This window comes from Rhizobium favelukesii (genome assembly GCF_000577275.2).
Classification (GTDB): domain Bacteria; phylum Pseudomonadota; class Alphaproteobacteria; order Rhizobiales; family Rhizobiaceae; genus Rhizobium; species Rhizobium favelukesii.
Genome location: NZ_HG916852.1, coordinates 2706317 through 2725327, shown reverse-complemented (window position 1 = coordinate 2725327; position 19011 = coordinate 2706317). Strand labels below are relative to the sequence as shown.

Annotated in this window: 17 protein-coding genes; 9 read left to right on the top strand and 8 right to left on the bottom strand. The window is 60.3% G+C overall.

What is annotated here, in order from left to right:
* Nucleotides 1–79 precede the first annotated feature (79 nt).
* From LPU83_RS52065 to LPU83_RS52045, 5 genes are all read right to left on the bottom strand, one after another.
* A complete protein-coding gene (locus LPU83_RS52065) occupies nt 80–1141 on the bottom strand; it encodes an ABC transporter ATP-binding protein (RefSeq protein ID WP_024313664.1) in 1062 nt (353 codons plus the stop codon).
* Nucleotides 1142–1154: 13 nt separating this feature from the next.
* A complete protein-coding gene (locus tag LPU83_RS52060) occupies nt 1155–1943 on the bottom strand; it encodes an ABC transporter permease (protein ID WP_024313663.1) in 789 nt (262 codons plus the stop codon).
* Complete coding sequence (locus LPU83_RS52055) at nt 1940–2833, bottom strand: ABC transporter permease (RefSeq protein ID WP_024313662.1); 894 nt, start codon at nt 2831–2833, stop codon at nt 1940–1942. Before LPU83_RS52055 ends, LPU83_RS52060 begins: the two co-directional genes overlap by 4 nt.
* 74 nt (nt 2834–2907) lie before the next feature.
* The gene (locus LPU83_RS52050) at nt 2908–3990 is read right to left on the bottom strand and encodes an ABC transporter substrate-binding protein (protein ID WP_210363622.1); all 1083 of its coding nucleotides are present in this window, start codon (nt 3988–3990) and stop codon (nt 2908–2910) included.
* A 201-nt stretch (nt 3991–4191) separates the two neighbouring features.
* The gene (locus tag LPU83_RS52045) at nt 4192–5064 is read right to left on the bottom strand and encodes a MurR/RpiR family transcriptional regulator (protein ID WP_024313660.1); all 873 of its coding nucleotides are present in this window, start codon (nt 5062–5064) and stop codon (nt 4192–4194) included.
* Between the two features lie 175 nt (nt 5065–5239).
* Between LPU83_RS52045 and LPU83_RS52040 the strand changes: the two genes are divergently transcribed.
* From LPU83_RS52040 to LPU83_RS52015, 6 genes are all read left to right on the top strand, one after another.
* Complete coding sequence (locus tag LPU83_RS52040) at nt 5240–6013, top strand: N-formylglutamate amidohydrolase (RefSeq protein ID WP_024313659.1); 774 nt, start codon at nt 5240–5242, stop codon at nt 6011–6013.
* A gap of 125 nt (nt 6014–6138) precedes the next feature.
* Entirely contained in the window at nt 6139–7686 is a 1548-nt protein-coding gene (locus LPU83_RS52035; protein WP_024313658.1) for an amino acid permease, read from the top strand.
* 144 nt (nt 7687–7830) lie between these two features.
* Nucleotides 7831–9198 carry a glutamine synthetase family protein gene (locus LPU83_RS52030; protein ID WP_024313657.1) on the top strand — a complete coding sequence of 456 codons (1368 nt, stop codon included), beginning with the start codon at nt 7831–7833 and terminating at the stop codon, nt 9196–9198.
* Between the two features lie 104 nt (nt 9199–9302).
* Complete coding sequence (locus LPU83_RS52025) at nt 9303–10688, top strand: aldehyde dehydrogenase family protein (protein WP_024313656.1); 1386 nt, start codon at nt 9303–9305, stop codon at nt 10686–10688.
* Nucleotides 10685–11836, top strand: a complete 1152-nt coding sequence (locus tag LPU83_RS52020) for an iron-containing alcohol dehydrogenase (RefSeq protein ID WP_024313655.1) — start codon at nt 10685–10687, stop codon at nt 11834–11836. The genes LPU83_RS52025 and LPU83_RS52020 overlap by 4 nt, the downstream gene beginning before the upstream one ends.
* 227 nt (nt 11837–12063) lie before the next feature.
* Nucleotides 12064–12777: a ParA family protein gene (locus LPU83_RS52015; protein ID WP_024313654.1), complete on the top strand. Its 714-nt coding sequence runs from the start codon at nt 12064–12066 to the stop codon at nt 12775–12777.
* Between the two features lie 78 nt (nt 12778–12855).
* Here the strand turns inward: LPU83_RS52015 and LPU83_RS52010 are convergent, their stop codons facing one another.
* Nucleotides 12856–14208 carry a L,D-transpeptidase family protein gene (locus LPU83_RS52010; protein WP_024313653.1) on the bottom strand — a complete coding sequence of 451 codons (1353 nt, stop codon included), beginning with the start codon at nt 14206–14208 and terminating at the stop codon, nt 12856–12858.
* A 231-nt stretch (nt 14209–14439) separates the two neighbouring features.
* On the opposite strand from LPU83_RS52010, the gene LPU83_RS52005 reads away from it, so the two are divergent.
* The 3 genes from LPU83_RS52005 (at nt 14440) to LPU83_RS51995 (ending at nt 16105) form a co-directional block, all read left to right on the top strand.
* A complete protein-coding gene (locus tag LPU83_RS52005) occupies nt 14440–15279 on the top strand; it encodes a DUF4432 family protein (protein WP_024313652.1) in 840 nt (279 codons plus the stop codon).
* A gap of 69 nt (nt 15280–15348) precedes the next feature.
* The gene (locus LPU83_RS52000) at nt 15349–15687 is read left to right on the top strand and encodes a protein tyrosine phosphatase family protein (RefSeq protein WP_024313651.1); all 339 of its coding nucleotides are present in this window, start codon (nt 15349–15351) and stop codon (nt 15685–15687) included.
* Between the two features lie 73 nt (nt 15688–15760).
* Nucleotides 15761–16105, top strand: coding sequence for a RidA family protein (locus LPU83_RS51995; RefSeq protein ID WP_024313650.1), 345 nt, complete (start codon nt 15761–15763; stop codon nt 16103–16105).
* Between the two features lie 40 nt (nt 16106–16145).
* Here the strand turns inward: LPU83_RS51995 and LPU83_RS51990 are convergent, their stop codons facing one another.
* Together LPU83_RS51990 and caiB are read right to left on the bottom strand one after the other, a co-directional pair.
* Nucleotides 16146–17804 carry a thiamine pyrophosphate-binding protein gene (locus LPU83_RS51990; RefSeq protein ID WP_024313649.1) on the bottom strand — a complete coding sequence of 553 codons (1659 nt, stop codon included), beginning with the start codon at nt 17802–17804 and terminating at the stop codon, nt 16146–16148.
* On the bottom strand, nt 17801–19003 hold the full coding sequence (gene caiB, locus LPU83_RS51985; RefSeq protein WP_024313648.1) for a succinate--glutarate CoA-transferase: 1203 nt from the start codon (nt 19001–19003) through the stop codon (nt 17801–17803). The genes LPU83_RS51990 and caiB overlap by 4 nt, the downstream gene beginning before the upstream one ends.
* Between the last annotated feature and the right edge of the window lie 8 nt (nt 19004–19011).

Here is a 19011-nt window from a genome sequence, read left to right as displayed (position 1 = left end):
CAATTTCCGGCGCCGCGCAATACAGCGCCGGAAATGCGGAAGCGGGTGTGGCAAAGCCGCAAAGGGAGCGCTTTGGCGGTCAGTCGCGGATGACGAGAAGGTCAGCCGCCATGAAGCGGAGCGTGACGGTCTCGCCGGCGGCCGGCGGGGTCACGCCGGGGCTGTTGAACATGTCGAATGAAATGACGTTGCCGCCGACGTTCATACGCGTGCGGATGACCGAGCCAAGGAAGTGGGCCGATACGACCTGCCCCGTCAGTTTCGTGTCGCTTGGCGTGCCTTCGGTCAGCGATCCGGCTTCCGGACGCAGCGCCAGCGAGACAGTATCGCCCGCTTTGAAGGCGGCAACCGATTGCTTCAGCGTCACGCCCTGGTCGCCGATCTGGATACGGTTGGCAGCGGGATCGACGACCTTCGCTTCGATCATGTTGAGTGTGCCGACGAAGGAGGCGACGAAGCGGGTCGCCGGGGTGTTGTAGATTTCGAACGGCGTGCCGATCTGATCGGCGCGGCCGGCGTTCATCACGACGATGCGGTCGGAGATTGAAAGGGCTTCTTCCTGGTCGTGCGTCACGAAGACGGTGGTGATACCGAGCGTCTGCTGGATCGCGCGGATTTCCTCGCGCAGCGACACGCGGATTTTGGCGTCGAGGGCAGACAGCGGCTCATCGAGCAGCAGTACCTGCGGGCGTACTGCAAGCGCACGGGCAAGCGCCACGCGCTGCTGCTGGCCGCCGGAGAGCTGATAGGGATAGCGGTCGGCAAGATGGTCGAGCTTGATCAGCGCGAGCATTTCCTTGACGCGCTGATCGATCTCCGTCGGCTGCGCACCGGCGACCTTCAGGCCAAAGGCGACGTTGTCGTGAACGGTCATGTTGGGAAACAGCGCATAAGCCTGAAAAACCATGCCGATATTGCGCTTGTTGGGCTTCAGGCTGTTCTGCTCCTTGCCGCCGATGGCGATGCGACCGGCGGAAGGCGTTTCGAAGCCGGCGATCATGCGCAGGACGGTCGTCTTGCCGCAGCCTGAGGGGCCAAGGAAGGAAATGAATTCACCCTTCTCTATCTGCATGTTGAAGTCATGCACGACCTGCGTGTTGCCGAAGGATTTCTTGAGGTTTGCGAGTTCGAGAAAAGCCATGAAACCAGATACCTTACGACTTAGCCGGGGCGGCTTTGTGGAAGCGGGAGACGAGTTGCAGCAGGCCCATGCTGAGCCAGGTGATCGAGAAGGCAATGACGGCCAGTGCCGACGGCTCGTAGGCGCGGTTGGCGCCCACCAGCTGCAGGTAGGGGCCAAAGGCCGGACGGTTGAGCAGCGCGGCCATGGTGAATTCGCCCATAACGATCGCAAGCGTGATGAAGGCGCCGGAAAGCACGCCGCTCATGACGTTCGGGAAAATGCACTTGAACAAGATCGTCGTCCAGCTTGCGCCGAGGCTTTCGGCCGCTTCCGTCAGGGTGCGGACGTCGATTGCCCGCATGGCGGTGTCGACGGCGCGGTACATGTATGGCAGCGAGAGCGTCATGTAGGAGAGGACCAGCAGGATGTTCGTGCCCGTCGTCGAGCCCGTCAGCGGCAGGATCGACGATGAGTTGTACATTCTGAGGTAGCCGAAGACGATCACGATTGCCGGGATGACGAGCGGCAGCAGCGTGATGAACTCGACGATCGGGCGGATCTGCGGCAAGCGCAGGCGCACCCAATAGGCTGTCGGCACAACAAGCAGCATACCGAAGACGATCGTCAGCAGCGCCATCAGCATCGAATAACCGAAGGTCTCGCGGAACTGCGCTTCGGAAAAAACCGAGGCGTAGGCATCAAAACTGTAGGCGCCACGGCGCATACGCAGCGAAAATTCGATTGTGGCGATGAGCGGCAGGACGAAGTAGATCGCGCCGAATGCGATGGATATCCAGGCTCCAAGGCGTGATGTCTTCATTTTTGCCACCGTTCAGCGCGCATGCGCAGCAGGATGTAAACAAGGTTGGACAGGCCGGTGATGACGATCATACCAAGCGCCAGCGCGTAGCCGAGGTTGGCGTTGTGAAGCACGTCGCCGCGGATCTGCGCATAGAGCAGGATCGGCACGATGTTGAGGGAGCTGCCGGTCAGCGCGTAGGCAGTGGCAATGGCGCCGAAGGCGTTCGCAAAGAGGAGCAGCGTCGTGCCCATCAGGCTGGGCCAGAGGATCGGGAAGGCGACCATGCGCCAATACTGGCCATTGGTGGCGCCGAGGATCAGCGCGGCTTCCTTCCACTCCTTCTTCATGCCGTCGAGCGCCGGCGTCAGGATCAGGACCATCAGCGGGATCTGGAAGTACATGTAGGTGATGGTGAGCCCGAAGAAGCTCAGCAGGTTGAAACCGGTGGAATAGAGATTGAAGCCAAACCAGTCGCGCATCAAAACGGTCACGAGGCCGGTGCGTCCGAGGGTGGCGAGGAAGGCGAAGGCAAGCGGTACGCCTGCGAAATTGGAGGCAACACCGGAGAAGGTCAGCAGGCCCGAACGAATCCAGTTCGGCAGGCCGCCGAGCACGACTGCCCAGGCGAGGAAGAAGCCGATCAGTGCGCCACCGAGGGCAGATGCCACGGACACCTTGATACTGATCCAGTAGGCGCTGAGAATCGACGGCGTGAACAGGTCGGCAATGTTCTTGAGGGTCAGGTCGCCTTCCGGCGTCAGAAATGCACCTGCGACCAGATAAAGCGTCGGTATGATAAGGAACATCGCAGCGAAGATCATGAACGGCGCGATGCCGAGCCAGTCTACGATCCTGTCGCGGTTTATCATGGGCGTGGCCGGGGCCGCGGATGTTGAAACAGTGGTCATAGACGACAGCCTTATCGGGGCAATGAAGAACGAAACCTCTCCGCCACGCGGGCGGAGAGGTCCTGCGTCAGAGATTACTTGACGTTGGCGCCGACGACGCTGTCCCACTTGGTGGTGATGGCGGTCTTGCCAGCAGCCTGCTCGTCGAGGGTCGGGAATACGGCCTTTTCATACGCAGCGGCCGGCGGCAGCTTGTCGAGAAGTGCCTGCGGGACCTTCTTGTTCTTCGCCAGATCGTTGAAGCGGATCGGGTGGCAATAGCCCTTCAGCCAGCCAAGCTGACCTTCGTCCGAATAGAGGTATTCCATCCAGAGCTTGGCAGCGTTCGGATGCGGAGCAAAGGCGGAGATCGCCTGGACGTAAACGCCAGCGACAACGCCCGATGCCGGAACGACGACGTCAGCCGGCGGGTTGCCCTTCAGCGTATCGCGCCAGGACAAGCCGTTGTAGTCCCAAGCGACGACGATCGGGGTCGAGCCCTGAGCGAGCGAGGCGGACTTGCCGATGACAGGAACGAGATTGCCGGCCTTGTTGAGTTCGGCAAAGTAAGCGAGACCGGCTTCACCAGCCTTGGTCGCATCCTTTTCACCAGCAGCGACGCCGGCAGCGTAGACAGCCTGAACAGCCTGGTTGGAAGCGCGCGGGTCGCCAGCGAGAGCGATGCTGTTGGCGTAGTCCGACTTCTTCAGGTCGGCCCAGTCCTTCGGAACTTCCTTGACGATATCGGTGTTCACGACGAAGGAGAGAACGCCGTAGTAATCGCCGTACCAGAAGCCATCGGCATCCTTGGCGCTGTCAGGAATGGAATCCCAGGTCGAAACCTTGTAGGGCTGGATCAGGCCTTCGGCCTTTGCCGACGGACCGAAGGAGAGACCAACGTCGATCACGTCGGGCGCCTGCGGGCCGCTGTTGCCCTTGTTGGCCTTGATGGCTTCGATTTCGTCGCCCGAACCTGCATCCGGGTTCAGTTCGTTGACTTCGAGGCCGTACTTGGCCTTGAAACCGGCAATGACGTCGCCGTAGCCGCACCAGTCGTGTGGAAGCGCGATCGTCGTCAGCGTGCCTTCCTTCTTGGCAGCGGCGATAAGTTCAGCGCTTGGTTCGGCAGCTGCAATTGCCGTCGAAGCAACAACAATAGCAGTAGAAAGCGAAAGCATTTTCGAGATATTAGAGATCACTGTTGTTCTCCTTCAGGGTTCAGTGTCTGACGATGCTGTTACTGACGTTACGTGAAGCTTTCGTGACAGCTCGACGACGTTATTTTTTCTTTGTATAGCAGACAGTTGGCCGCGATGTTTTATTTACGACACGTTGCTTGCATGCACGACTTGCGTCATCTCTCTGTTGTATTTTTCCTCCTAGCCGAGTTTGCGGAAGAGCCTGGTTTGTTCGAACAGACCCTCCAAGGTTTTCATGCGTTCTTTCGTCTCGTCCCACGTCGAGCTCTGGACGGCCTCGATCAGCGCTTCGACGATGAAGAGAGTGACGACGGAAGAGTCCCAGGCCGACGGCGCCTCGATCTGCACGCGAAAGGTATGACGCGCGAGCTTGGCGGCCGGCGAGACCCATTGATCGGTGAAGACGACAATCTCGGCGCCGCTCTTGCGGGCAGCGGTCGCAAGGCTAACCATTTCCTGCTCGTAGCGGCGGATATCGAAAATCACCAGGAGGTCGCCGGGATTCATATTGAGAACATATTGCGGCCAGCTGCTCGAATTCGACGACAACAGCGCGGTGTTCGGGCGAATGACCTGCATATGCGTGAAAAAGTACTCGGCCAGGGCGCCGGTGATGCGCCCGCCGACAAAGTAAAGGCCGCGCTTACGATCGGACAACAGCGAGGCGACGTCGTTGAAGGTCGCCGTGTCGAGAGCGCTCAGTGTCTGGCGCAGGTTGCCCATGATTGCGTCGGCAAACCGGTTCAGAATGTGCGTGCCCGGCGCGTTGGAGGCCCATCGGTCATGCTTGGCGATGGGGTTTGAAATCGTCGCTTCCACCTCTTGATGGAGGTGCGCCTGGAAGTCGGGATAGCCTTTGAAGCCCAGCTTCTGAACCATGCGTACGACCGTCGGCGTCGATACGCCTGCGTTTTCCGCAATCGTCGTTATGCTCCCCAGTCCGGAGACAGGGTAGTTGTCCAACAGGCTTTCAGCCAATTGCTTTTCAGCCCGCGTGAGCGTGCCAAAATGCGAATGGATTACGTCCGAAACTGTCTTCGACGCAGCGGTCACGCGACTTGCTCCCCGGGATTGGTCTTGTGCCACTTTCCCACTGAAAGTTAACAACGCTGTCATAATCCATGTCAACTGCTGTCATGAAAAGAAATTTTCAGAGTGCGCTTGACAGTCGCCGAAACCTGAAGAATTCTTTTCTTATACATTCTTTATTAATGCTCGGGATGCGGCTGTGGTGCCTGCTCATTTCAAGGTTCTAAGCGAAGCGGAAGGCGAATGCGTTTCGGTCGAGCGGCCGGACGGCAAGAGCCCGTTGCTGGTGATCTGCGAGCATGCATCCCGATTGCTGCCGGAGCGGTACGGCACACTCGGTCTCTCCGCTGAGGCCCTGGAAAGTCATATCGCATGGGATCCTGGCGCATTGGCAGTTGCCCGCGGGATTTCCGAAGCGCTCGATGCCACGCTCATTTACCAGCGATTTTCGCGATTGATCTACGATTGCAACAGGCCGCCGGAGTCTCCGGGGGCGATGCCCGCGAGAAGCGAAATCTACGAGATTCCCGGCAATGCCGATCTCAGCGCGGAAGAACGCCTCGCGCGCGCCGAAGCATTGTATATTCCTTTCCACGACGCCATTCGCGCACTGATTCGCGATCGCAAGGCGAGGGGGCAGGAGACGGTGATTGCGACGGTCCACAGCTTCACTCCGGTGTACCACGACAGGACGCGCGCCGTGGAAATTGGCATACTGCACGACGAAGACAGCCGCTTTGCCGACAGCGTTTTGAACGCCGCATCGACCGGCTCGCCTCTCTACAAAATCGAACGCAACGAGCCCTATGGCCCTGCGGATGGCGTGACCCACACGCTGATCTTGCATGGGCTGTCCAACGGGTTCCGCAATGTAATGATCGAGGTCCGCAACGACCTCATCTCAGACGAAGACGGTCAAGGGGTCATGGCCGACTATCTGACGGGGCTTCTCCAGCAAAGCCTGGACGCCTGACAACGAAGAAAAGACCCCGGGGAGCAGTCTAACTGCGGTCCGCCCGTAGGCGAAAACGTCACGGGCACTTTGGCACTGGATGATCACCCGCAATCCCGCGGCTGATCGCTAAACAGGGGGAAGTCATGTCCGACTACACGGATCACGACAAGAAACAGGATATGCATGTCCTGCATTCCATGGGCTATGCCCAGGAGCTGGAACGGCGAATGAGCTCGTTCTCGAACTTTGCGGTCTCATTCTCTATCATCTGCATCCTTTCCGGCGGCATCAACTCGCTGGCGCAAGCGACGGCGGGCGCCGGCGGTGCGGCCATCGGCATCGGCTGGCCGCTCGGTTGCTTCGTTTCGCTGGTGTTCGCTGTGGCGATGGCGCAGATCAGCTCGGCCTATCCGACCGCGGGCGGTCTCTACCACTGGGGTTCGATCCTCGGCAACCGCTTCACCGGCTGGTTAACCGCCTGGTTCAACCTCCTCGGCCTCGTTACGGTGCTCGGCGCGATCAACGTCGGCACCTACTACTTCTTCATGGGATCGTTTGGAACGAGCTACTTCGGCCTGACTGATACCACTGTCGTGCGTATCCTGTTCCTGGTTGTTATCACCGGCGCGCAGGCGCTCGTGAACCACATGGGGATCGGGCTGACGGCGAAGCTCACCGATTTTTCGGGCTACCTGATCTTCGCAACGGCAATTGCCCTGGCTGCAGTTTGCTTGCTGGCGGCGCCGTCCTACGACATTGCCCGCCTGTTCACCTTCGCGAACTATTCCGGCGAAGCGGGTGGCAACGTATGGCCGTCGACTTCGGGTGCCTGGGTATTCCTACTTGGTCTGCTGCTGCCGATCTATACGATCACCGGCTATGACGCTTCGGCGCATACCTCGGAGGAAACGGTGAAGGCCGCCCACTCCGTTCCGCGTGGCATGGTTGCCTCCGTTCTTTGGTCGGCTCTCTTCGGCTACATCATGCTTTGCGCATTCGTGCTGATGCTCCCGAACATGGACGACGCGGCCAAGCAGGGCTGGAACGTCTTCTTCTGGGCCATGGACAGCCAGGTAAACCCTGCCGTCAAGGATCTGCTCTATCTCGCCATCTTCGTCAGCCAGTGGCTGTGCGGTCTGGCGACGGTGACCTCGGTCTCCCGCATGATCTTCGCCTTCTCGCGTGACGGCGGTCTGCCGGCATCCAAGGCTCTCGCCAAGGTCAGCCCGCAGCACCGCACGCCGGTTGCCGCCATCTGGACGGGTTCGATCCTCTCCGTACTGTTCGTCTGGGGCTCGTCGCTTGTTTCGATCGGCGAGACGCCCGTTTACACGATCGTCGTCTCGTGCACGGTCATCTTCCTGTTCTTCTCCTTCGCGATCCCGATCACCCTCGGTCTCTTCGCGTGGGGAACGTCGAAGTGGGACAAGATGGGTCCATGGAACCTCGGCGAAGGCATATTCAAGCTGTTCGCGGTCCTGTCGATCCTTGCGATGATGCTGATCTTCGTCCTCGGGATCCAGCCGCCGAACCAGTGGGCGCTTTACATCACCGTCGGCTTCCTGGTCCTTACCGGCATCGTCTGGTTCGGCTTCGAAAGCCGCCGCTTCAAAGGCCCGCCGATCGGCGACGAGGTTGCGCGCCGTCAGGTGGAGATCGCGGCTGCCGAAAAGGCCGTCGGCGAAGCCTGAGGTTTCGGCTTCCCTCTCCAACGGCGGGGCCGCGATGGCGGCCCCGCTTCCCGGATCAACGAAAAGGCATCAAAGGCGGCAGGCCCGCTTCACTCTATGCTCTTTCGGTGCCCCGATTTCAGTTCAAGGTCAGGCGGATTCAATATGAGCATCTATACCCTCGACGATCTCAAGCAGGATGTTGCCGACGGGCGCATCGACACGGTTCTGGCGTGCCAGGTGGACATGCAGGGCCGCTTGATGGGCAAGCGCTTTCAGGCTGAATACTTCCTCGAAAGCGCATGGAAGGAAACGCATAGCTGCAACTATCTCGTTGCCACCGACATGGAGATGGAAACCGTCTCCGGCTACAAGGCGACGAGCTGGGAAAAGGGCTATGGCGACTACACGATGAAGCCTGATCTTTCGACGCTGCGCCGTATTCCGTGGCTCGAAGGCACGGCGCTCGTGCTCTGCGATCTCCTCGACCACCACACGCATGAAGAGGTGTCGCACTCACCGCGCGCGATCCTGAAGAAACAGGTCAAGCGGTTGGAAGACATGGGCATGAAGGCGTTCATGGCCTCGGAGCTCGAATTCTTCCTGTTCGACCAGACCTATGAGTCCGCGCACGCGTCCGGCTATCGCAATCTGAAGCTCGCCAGCGCCTACAACGAGGACTACCACATCTTCCAGACGACCAAGGAAGAAGAGGTCATGCGGGCAATCCGCACCGGCCTTCACGGCGCCGGCATTCCGGTCGAAAATTCCAAGGGCGAGGCGTCCGCGGGCCAGGAAGAAATCAACGTCCGCTATGCCGAGGCGCTGACGATGGCCGATCGCCACTCGATTATCAAGAACGGCTGCAAGGAAATCGCCTGGTCAAAGGGCAAGGCAATCACCTTCCTGGCGAAGTGGCACTACAATGCCGCCGGCAGTTCGTCGCATATTCATCAGTCGCTGTGGAGCGCTGACGGCAAGACGCCGCTCTTCTACGATGAGGGTGGCAAGTACGGCATGTCGCCGCTGATGAACAACTACGTGGCCGGTCTTCTCGCCCACGCGAGCGAGATCACCTACTTCCTCGCACCTTACATCAACTCGTACAAGCGCTTCATGGCGGGCACCTTTGCGCCGACGAAGGCAATCTGGAGCAAGGACAACCGCACCGCCGGCTATCGCCTCTGCGGCGACGACACCAAAGCGATCCGCATCGAGTGCCGTGTCGGCGGCTCCGACCTCAATCCCTATCTCGCCTTTGCCGCGCTGCTTGCCGCCGGCATCGATGGCATAGAGAAGAAGATGGTGCTCGAGGCGCCGTTCGTCGGCGACGCCTATGGAGCTCGCAGCGTCCGCGAGATCCCGCGTACGCTGCGCGCGGCAACAGTCGCCATGACGGAATCGAAGATGCTGCGCAATGCTTTCGGCGATGATGTCGTCGACCACTACACCCGTGCTGCCGAGTGGGAGCAGGAAGAATACGATCGTCGCATCACCGACTGGGAAGTGGCGCGCGGTTTCGAAAGAGCATAATAGGCGTAGCCAAGGCCGCACGGCGCCCTGTCGTATGATCTCCATACCTGAGGAGATTGTTGGGGTTTGCCGGTTTCGGCACGTGAAAACATAGGATGAAGATCATGGGAATGATCCAATGCATTTCACCGGTCGACGGATCGGTTTACGCCGAGCGTCCGGCGCTTTCGCTGGAGGCGGCGAAGGAGGCCGTGGGGCGTGCGCGCAAGGCGCAGAAGGCATGGGCGAAGCGGCCGTTGGAGGAGCGCGTTCAGCTGGTGCTGAAGGGTGTCGCACGGCTCAATGAAATGTCCGACGTGGTCGTGCCCGAGCTTGCCTGGCAGATGGGCCGCCCGATCCGCTACGGCGGCGAGTACAAGGGCTTCAACGAGCGCTCCAACTATGTCGCTTCGATCGCCGCCGATGCGCTCGCGCCTTTGGTTGTCGAGGAGAGCGACAAGTTCGAGCGCCGCATCGAGCGCGAGGCGCATGGCGTCGTATTCGTGGTGGCGCCATGGAACTACCCCTACATGACGGCGATCAACACCATCGCGCCGGCGCTGATGGCGGGCAACACGGTCGTCCTCAAGCATGCGTCACAGACGCTGCTGGTTGGAGAGCGGCTGGTGCAGGCTTTCGTCGAGGCCGGCGTTCCTGAGGACGTGTTCCAGAACGTGTTCCTTGATCACGAAACGACCTCGGCGCTGATTGCTGCGGGCAGCTTCAACTTCGTCAACTTCACCGGTTCGGTCGAAGGCGGCCGCTCGATGGAGCGGGCGGCGGCCGGAACATTCACAGGGCTCGGGCTTGAGCTCGGCGGCAAGGATCCGGGCTATGTCATGGACGATGCCGACCTCGACGCGGCCGTCGACACGCTGATGGACGGCGCGACTTACAATTCCGGCCAGTGCTGTTGCGGCATCGAGCGTATCTATGTGCATGAATCGCTCTATGACAGCTTTGTCGAGAAGTCGGTCGCCTGGGTCTCGAACTACAAGCTCGGCAATCCGCTCGATCCTGAAACCTCGCTTGGCCCGATGGCCAACAAGCGCTTCGCCAGGGTCGTGCGCGAGCAGATCGCCGATGCCGTTTCCAAGGGCGCCAAGGCACTGGTCGATCCGAAGCTTTTTTCGGCCGACGACGGCGGCGCCTATCTGGCACCGCAGATCCTCGTCAATGTCGATCATTCGATGGCCTTCATGCGCGAGGAGACCTTTGGTCCTGCCGTCGGCATCATGAAGGTGAAGAGCGACGACGAAGCCGTTGCCCTGATGAACGACAGCCAGTACGGCCTGACGGCTTCGCTCTGGACGAAGGATCCTGAGCGGGCAGGGCGGCTCGGCCGCGAGATCGAGACCGGCACCGTCTTCATGAACCGCGCCGACTATCTCGATCCGGCTCTGTGCTGGACCGGCGTCAAGGAAACCGGCCGAGGTGGCTCGCTGTCGATCATCGGCTTCCACAACCTGACGCGTCCGAAATCCTTCCATCTGAAGAAAGTCACAGCATGAGCAGCAACATCACAGCCAACTGGAGCTACCCGACCGCTTTCAAGCTTGGCCGGGGCCGCATCAAGGAACTGGCGGACGCTTGCAAGAGCCTCGGGATGAAGAAGCCGTTGCTGATCACCGATCGCGGCCTGGCCTCGATGGCGATCACCAGGACCGCGCTCGACATTCTTGAAGACGCCGGCCTCGGCCGGGCGATCTTTGCCGATGTCGATCCAAACCCGAACGACAAGAACCTCGACGCTGGCGTCAAGGCGTTCAAGGACGGTGGCCATGACGGCGTCGTCGCCTTTGGTGGAGGCTCGGGCCTTGACCTCGGCAAGTGCGTCGCGTTCATGGCCGGTCAGACACTGCCGGTCTGGGACTTCGAGGATATTGGCGACTGGTGGACGCGTGCGAGCGTCGAAGGCATCGCTCCGATCGTGGCCGTCCCGACGACGGCCGGCACCGGTTCGGAAGTCGGCCGCGCCAGCGTCATCACCAATTCCGAAACGCATGTGAAGAAGATCATCTTCCATCCAAAGTTCCTGCCGGGCGTCGTCATCGCCGATCCGGAACTGACGGTCGGCATGCCGAAGATCATCACTGCCGGCACCGGCATGGATGCCTTCGCGCACTGCCTGGAAGCCTATTCCTCGCCCTTTTACCACCCGATGTCGGCCGGCATCGCGCTGGAGGGCATGCGGCTCGTCAAGGAGTTCCTGCCGCGCGCCTACAAGGAAGGCACAGACCTCGAAGCCCGCGTCAACATGATGTCGGCGGCTGCGATGGGCGCAGTCGCATTCCAGAAGGGGCTCGGCGCCATCCATGCGCTGTCGCATCCGATCGGGGCTGTCTACAACACGCATCACGGCATGACGAATGCTGTCGTGATGCCGGCGGTGTTGCGCTTCAATCGTTCGGCGATTGAGGAGAAGATTGCGCGCGCCGCGGCCTATCTCGGCATCTCCGGCGGCTTCGACGGCTTTTATAGCTACGTGCTGCAGCTTCGCTCGGAGCTCGGCGTTCCGGACAGCCTGTCTGCGATGGGAATCAAGCCGGATCGAATCGACGAACTTTCGGAGATGGCGATCGAAGATCCAAGCGCTGGCGGCAATCCAGTCAAGATGACGCTCGAAAATACCAAGGTGCTCTTTAAAGATTGCTTCTGAACATAGAGACGGCGGACCTGAGCTAGCCCGGAAAGCCTAGGCTTTCCGGGCTTTCTTGTTCGCGATCGTGGTGTTTTTCGCGGGTGCAAGAAATGCTGACCGCAATTTCAGGTGTCGTGTTTAGAAGTTGTTAACCATAATTAGAAAGGATGCATTAACCGCACGATGCTTCCAAGAGTGCGCGGCAGAGCCATAGAGGGCTCGCATTCTCCCTTCGAGGACCGAATATGCCAGTCATCACTTTCGCAAACACCAAGGGCGGCGCTGGTAAGACCACAGCCGTACTTCTTCTCGCCACCGAGCTTGCCCAGAAGGGCTATCGGGTGACGATCCTCGACGCCGATCCACAACATTGGATCACGCGATGGCATGAAGTCTCCGGGCATGTGACGAATATCTCGGTCATCGATTTCGTCACGTCGGCTTCCTTGCCGCTGCACATAGCCGAAAACAAGCACAACACAGACTACTTCATCATCGACCTTCCGGGAGCGCGCAATCCGCTGCTTGCGACGGCAATCGGGCTCTCCGACCACGTGCTGATCCCGATCCAGGGATGCGCCATGGACGCCCGTGGTGGTGCGCAGGTCCTCGAGCTGCTGCAATATCTGGATGAGAAGGCGGGCATTCGTATCGGGCACTCGGTCGTGCTGACCCGCGTGAACTCGATGGTGACGACGCGGGCACTCTGTCTCGTCAAGTCGTTGCTGAGTGAGCGCCAGGTCCCGGTTCTCGACACCGCGATCATCGAACGCTCGGCGTTCCGCGATATTTTTGACTGTGGCGGCACGCTGCACTCGCTGGATCCGGCTCGTGTAAGCAACCTCGAAAAGGCGCGTGAGAACGCTCGCTGTTTTGCTGAAGAGATCATGGGCAAGCTGCCGGTGAAGCTTGCTGAGCCAACGCACAGCACCGGTCCACTGATCCGCTCAGCGGCCTAGACGAAACTACCAAAAGAAAGAATGCGCCCTCTGAGGTCGCCCTCTGAGGCGCATTTTTTTGGGAACAGGCAGGATGGATCAGTCGACGAATTCGACTGTCACGCCCGGCTTGACCATCTTCGCCAGTTCGGTGGCATCCCAGTTTGTCAGGCGGATGCAGCCGTGGCTCTGGGTGCGGCCGATCTTCGATGGCTCTGGCGTTCCGTGGATGCCGTAAGTCGGCTTGGAAAGCGCCATCCAGACCGTACCGACCGGGCCGTTCGGACCCGGCGGAATGTTCAGGATCCTGTCGTTGGCGCCCTGCTGGAAGTTGATCTTCGGATTGTAGGTGTAGCCCGGATTGAATGCGACGCGCTCGACGGTCACCGTGCCGGTGGGCGAGGGCGTATCGGTGGAGCCAATCGAGGCGGGATAGGCGGCAATCAGATTGCCGGCATTATCATAGGCAAATACCTGCTTGCGGCCCTTGTCGGCAATGATGCGCGCGACCGAACCGGCCTTCACTTCACCGGGATTGACGACCTTTACGATCGTGCCGGGGACCGTGAAATCCACACCCGGGTTGATTTCCTTCAGGAAGCCTTCGTCCATGTGGAAACGCTCCGCGAGCATTTCCGTCGTCGAGGTGTAGCCGAGTGATGACAGGGCAGCCTTATGCGCGTAGTCCTCCGGGATTTCCGCAACGTACGGACCGGCAGCGTCGGCAGGCGTAATGGTGTAGCCGACGAGCGGCAGACCGCCGGACATGCGCAACTGCTCGAGAATGGCGTCGGTGTTGTTCGGATCGAGCGTCTCGCCCGTCATCTGCTGGTAGGCGTAGATCGCCTTGGTGACGTTTGCGCCCATGTGGCCGTCGATCGCGCCCGGCGACACACCAGCGCGGTCGAGAAACACCTGCAGGGCGACGATCTCGGACTTCGACTTGTTCTTCAGCGTGATGACCGGCTCTTGGGAGGGCTTCGGCTGCATCACATCAGGCGTTTGCTGGTCAGGCTCGATAGACGCATAGTCGTCGCTTTGTGGGTAGGGTTGGTCGTTGAGCGGCTGGCGGTCGATCGGCGCGTTGCGTGGGATGGAGCCAGTCACGGCGCCGCGCTCGGAATAGCGAGCATCGCCGTAGGGATCGTCGCCGTTATAAACATCGTTATTATAGGCATCGCGTACCGGTGGGCGTGGGTAGTAGCCGCGGGCACGCATTTCAGTCGCGATCACATTGCCATAGGGATCGACCAGCACGCGATTGCCCCTTCGGTCGCGCGCGTAGGCAGCGCCCGATGGGACATAGTCGAGGATATCGCCGTTCGGCGCGACGAAGACGACGTCGCCCTGGCGTCCGTTGAAAAACTGCTGCGCATCGGCAGAGGGCGCTGCGGTAGCAATGGCGAGCAGGGCAGCGGCGGCGGATAATCCCGATATTACAAAGCGATTCACGTCTTCATACCCTTTAGTGACTGGCCGACACACACCTGCGAATTTTGACGCTAGTGTGGAATTTATGAAATCGTGCTGAACAAAAGATAAAAACTCCGTGATTTTTCCTTTGGTCGTAAACATTTGGGGCGCGAACCGGTTCCGGCGCGCTGCGCACGTGGTCGCGATTGACGAATTTGGCCGCGAGACATAACGCTGCATAAGTGGTCAGAACCGGGAGGAAGTTGAACGATGATCGAGTTTGCCGCCGCAGCAGGGCCGAAGTTGATGCTCGACGAAACCTCATTGATGGACATCGGCGCATGTGTCATCAACGGCGTCGACATCGCTCCCAAGGAGGCGGTTCCCGATGATGGTGATGCACGCATCTCGCATTCCGTCCAAGGCTTCCTCTTTACGTGCGGGCCGGACCATATCAGGCACCGCGAACCAATTCCGGGCCGTGCTGACGGCAAGGTCTATCCGCTGCATGGGTCCGCGCCTGGCCACGTAGCCAAAATTCTCTGGACGAAGTTCGAGAATGGGAATGCGGAGTGCCGGGCGGATATCGACGTCGTGACGGTCGAGGGATTGCCGGCCCGCATCGAGCGTCATTGGCTCATCGATGGCGGCACGGGCGAGGTGAGCCTCAAGGACAAGGTCGTCAATACGAGCGACGAGATCGTGCCTGCCTTCCTCATGTATCATATGAATATCGGCGGCAAATGGTTCGATGCCGGCACGCGCCTTGAAGGCAAGATGCTCGACGGCGGCGGCTTTCCCTGGAATTTCGGCGAGGAACCGGGTGGTATCTTCTGCGTTGAGGCACCGGCAACGGAAGGCGGTTTTGCCGAGGTGCGCCTTGGTCCGATTGCCGCGATCGCCGGCAAGGCCCTGAGAGTACGTGTCCTTGCCGAGACGTTGCCGCACCTGCAGGTCTGGCGCAATCAAAAGGCGCCTGCCGACGTGCTCGGCATCGAGCCGGTGTCGCATCGTTGGCTATCGCGTTTTGAGTTGGAGACCGCCGGCGAATTCATCATGCTGAAGCCCGGCGAGAGCCGAAATTATGCGCTCAGCTTCGCCTTCGTTTGAGTGATCTGCGGTTGACGCTGGGCATGGGGCGGCGTAGTCATTCAGCCCACGATTTCAGGAGGATTAGCGATGGACATTCGCCAGATCGACGACGAATATTCGGTTTCCGGGCAGATTGCGGTCGAGGATCTCGATCAAATCAAGGCCATGGGCTTCAAATCGATCGTTTGCCATCGCCCCGACGATGAGGGCCCGGATCAGACGCCGTATGCCCTGGTCGAAGCGCGCGCAAAGGAACTTGGCCTCGATATCGCGCATGTGCCGGTCGGCTCCATGGGGGTCACCGAAGAGGCAATTGCCGGTATGGTCGACGCGCTCGATGAATTCCCGCGCCCGATGCTCGGCTACTGCCGCTCCGGCGCCCGCTCCACCGCGATCTACCAAAAGACGCATCATATTCGCGCCTAGTGTCGGTCACTGAACCAAGTCCGGCGCGGCTTGATCTCAGCGGCGTCTTTCGTTTCGCAAACAGGAGAACACCATGAGCATCAAGCGCATCGACGCCGGCGCCCGCATGAGCGGCGCAGTCGTCCACGGCAACACCGTCTACCTCGCTGGCCAGGTCGGTGAAGGCGAAAGCGTCACCGAACAGTGCAAGTCGGCACTGGCCGAAGTTGATCGCCTGCTCGCCGCTGCCGGCTCGAACAAGTCCAAGATCCTGCAGACGCTGATCTATCTCTCCGACATGTCCTACTTCGCGGAAATGAACGCTGCCTGGGAAGCCTGGGTCGATCCGGCAAACACGCCGGCTCGCGCCACCAGCGAAGCCAAGCTCGCTGCGCCGAAGTACAAGGTCGAGTTCACGGTTACGGCCGCAATCGACTAAGGTCGACAGCATCGCGATTTCCAAGGCCGGTGGGTTTCGCTCACCGGCTTTTTGTTTGGGCAATTTCGGAAAGCGTGCGCGTTGGCGTAATCGCCTCCGGATCGAGTTTTACTTCGATGATCGACGGCTTGCCGCTTGCGCGGGCGCGCTCGAAGGCGGCTGCGAAGCTCTCGGTCGCCTCGACCGTTTCGCCGTGGCCGCCATAAGCGCGCGCAAGCGAGGCAAAGTCTGGGTTGGTGAGGTCAGTGCCGCTGACGCGACCCGGATATTCCCGCTCCTGATGCATGCGGATGGTGCCGTAGATGCCGTTGTTGATGACGATGGCGATGATCGGCAGGCTATAGCGAACGGCAGTCGCAAATTCCTGGCCGTGCATCAGGAAACAGCCGTCTCCGGCAAAACAGATGACCTCGCGTTCGGGAAAGAGCCGCTTGGCCGCAACCGCAGCCGGTGGGCCGTAGCCCATGGAGCCTGATGTCGGGGCGGCCTGGGTGTTGAATTGACGGAAACGATGGAACCGATGCAGCCAGGTGGCATAGTTTCCCGCGCCGTTGGTAAATATTGCATCCGGGCGCGTGTTTGCCTCGATCCACTCCATGATCGGCCCCATGTGCACTGGACCGGGACCGCTCTGCGGTGGCGTAGACCACGCAATGTAGGCCTGATGCATCCGTTCGGTGCGTTCCGCCCATCTGAGTTCGCTTGGTGCCTCGAGATCAATAAGATCTGCAACGAAGTCACTCGGGCTCGCGCAGATTGCGAGGTCGGGCCTGTATACACGGCCGAGCTCCGAAGGATCGGGATGAATGTGGACGAGCGACTGCTGCGGATAGGGGATGTCGATCAGCGTATAGCCGGAGGAGGGCATTTCCGACATCCGGCCACCTAGTAGGATCAGCAGGTCGCTCTCCTTGATCTCATTCGCGAGCGCAGGATTGATGCCGATGCCGACATCCCCGGCATAGTTCGAGTGGAGATGGTCGAACAGCATCTGCCGACGGAACGAGCAGCCGACAGGCAGGGCGAAGCGTTCCGAGAAGGTTTTCAGGTCGGCCACTGCATCCGCATCCCAGCGCGTGCCGCCGACGATGACCATCGGTCGCTCCGCCTTCAGCAGTCGCAGGTAAAAGTCGTCAATTTGGCGACGACCGGGATGCGCTTCAACGCGCGAGTATTGCTTGGCGCGGGGCGCCTCCACTTCATCACGCAGCATGTCTTCGGGCAGTGACAATACAACGGGACCGGGACGACCGGATGTGGCGATCGCAAAGGCGCGGGTGACGAACTCCGGAATGCGAGCAGCATCGTCGATCTCCCCAACCCATTTGCTGAATTCGGTCAAGGCGCGGCGGAACTCGACCTCCTGGAAGGCCTCCCGCTCGCGGGCGTCGCGCTGCACCTGTCCAATGAAGAGGATCATCGGAATGGAATCCTGCCTGGCGATGTGCAGGCCCGCCGTGGCGTTTGTGGCGCCCGGGCCGCGCGTAACCATGCAGATGCCAGGCTCGCCGGTGAGCCTGCCCCATGCATCGGCCATCATGGCCGCGCCACCCTCCTGACGGCAGACCACGACGTCGATATCGCTGTCGTAGAGCGCATCGAGAACAGCAAGGAAACTCTCGCCGGGCACGCAGGAGAGGCGTTTCACCCCATTGGCTTTCAAGGCCTCGACGATTAGTTCCCCGCCGGTTTTCTTCATGATGGTCTCTTCCCCTCCAGTTCGGCGAGTTCCGCCAGAACCTCCTGCTGATGCTCTCCCAGCCGCGGACTCGGGCTCTCGTAACGCAAGGGCGTTTGCGACAGCACGACCGGCGTCCTCACGCCGGGAATGACGGTACCCTTTGCGTCGGCCAGATCGACCCGCAGCCCGCGCGCCTGGACTTGTGGATCGTCGAACATTTCCTCGATCGTGTTGATCGCACCGGCCGGAACGGCGTCCGCCTCGCAAGCCCTCAGCAGGTCGGCCTTCTGCCATTGCAGCGTTTCCGTCGAAACCAGCCTGCGAACTTCGTCGCGGTTTGCAACGCGCGCTTTGTTTGTCGAAAAGCGTGGATCGTCAGCAATACCCTCGAGGCTGAGGATCGTGCACAAACGGCGGAATTGGCCGTCGTTCCCCACGGCCAGGATCAGATAGCCATCAGCGGCCGGAACAACTTCATAGGGCGAGATATTCGGATGTGCGTTTCCAAGCCGGGTCGGGGGACGGCCGGAGACAAGATAGTTCATGTTCTGGTTGGCAAGCACTGCCGATTGAACGTCGAGCAGCGCCATGTCGACCAGCTGCCCTTCGCCGGTTTTCTGCGCGTGGATGAGCGCCGCCTCGATGGCTGCGACCGCATAGATTCCGGTAAAAATGTCGGCGATCGCGACGCCTGCCTTCATCGGTTGTCCGTCCGGCTCGCCGGTGATCGACATGAAGCCGGACATGCCTTGCACGATATAGTCGTAGCCAGCGAGGCTAGCATACGGGCCGTTCTGACCAAAACCCGTGATCGAGCAATAGACGAGCTTCGGATTGATCTTCTTCAGGCTTTCGTAATCGAGACCGTATTTCACCAGCCCGCCGAGCTTGAAGTTCTCGATGACGACGTCGGCCGTAGCGACAAGACGGCGGACGAGCGCCTGATCTTCTTCGCGCTTCAGGTCGGCGGTGATCGAGCGCTTGCCGCGGTTGGCAGCGTGGTAGTAGGCGGCGGACAGGTTTTCGCCGTCGGCGCCCTCGACGAAGGGTGGTCCCCAGTGGCGGGTGTCATCGCCTCCATCCGGGTTTTCGATCTTGATCACATCGGCGCCGAGATCGGCCAGCATCTGGCCCGCCCATGGGCCAGCGAGCACGCGTGCGAGCTCGATGACGCGGATGCCGGAGAGCGGTGGTTTCTTGGGCTGATGGTCCGTCATGTTCCTCC

Bases quoted from the DNA above. Each gene is read 5' to 3' on its own strand.
- LPU83_RS52065 (WP_024313664.1), bottom strand. From the start codon at position 1,141: ATGGCTTTTCTCGAACTCGCAAACCTCAAGAAATCCTTCGGCAACACG.
- LPU83_RS52060 (WP_024313663.1), bottom strand. From the start codon at position 1,943: ATGAAGACATCACGCCTTGGAGCCTGGATATCCATCGCATTCGGCGCG.
- LPU83_RS52055 (WP_024313662.1), bottom strand. From the start codon at position 2,833: ATGACCACTGTTTCAACATCCGCGGCCCCGGCCACGCCCATGATAAAC.
- LPU83_RS52050 (WP_210363622.1), bottom strand. From the start codon at position 3,990: ATGCTTTCGCTTTCTACTGCTATTGTTGTTGCTTCGACGGCAATTGCA.
- LPU83_RS52035 (WP_024313658.1), top strand. From the start codon at position 6,139: ATGTCCGACTACACGGATCACGACAAGAAACAGGATATGCATGTCCTG.
- LPU83_RS52030 (WP_024313657.1), top strand. From the start codon at position 7,831: ATGAGCATCTATACCCTCGACGATCTCAAGCAGGATGTTGCCGACGGG.
- LPU83_RS52025 (WP_024313656.1), top strand. From the start codon at position 9,303: ATGGGAATGATCCAATGCATTTCACCGGTCGACGGATCGGTTTACGCC.
- LPU83_RS52020 (WP_024313655.1), top strand. From the start codon at position 10,685: ATGAGCAGCAACATCACAGCCAACTGGAGCTACCCGACCGCTTTCAAG.
- LPU83_RS52015 (WP_024313654.1), top strand. From the start codon at position 12,064: ATGCCAGTCATCACTTTCGCAAACACCAAGGGCGGCGCTGGTAAGACC.
- LPU83_RS52005 (WP_024313652.1), top strand. From the start codon at position 14,440: ATGATCGAGTTTGCCGCCGCAGCAGGGCCGAAGTTGATGCTCGACGAA.
- LPU83_RS52000 (WP_024313651.1), top strand. From the start codon at position 15,349: ATGGACATTCGCCAGATCGACGACGAATATTCGGTTTCCGGGCAGATT.
- LPU83_RS51995 (WP_024313650.1), top strand. From the start codon at position 15,761: ATGAGCATCAAGCGCATCGACGCCGGCGCCCGCATGAGCGGCGCAGTC.
- LPU83_RS51990 (WP_024313649.1), bottom strand. From the start codon at position 17,804: ATGAAGAAAACCGGCGGGGAACTAATCGTCGAGGCCTTGAAAGCCAAT.
- caiB (WP_024313648.1), bottom strand. From the start codon at position 19,003: ATGACGGACCATCAGCCCAAGAAACCACCGCTCTCCGGCATCCGCGTC.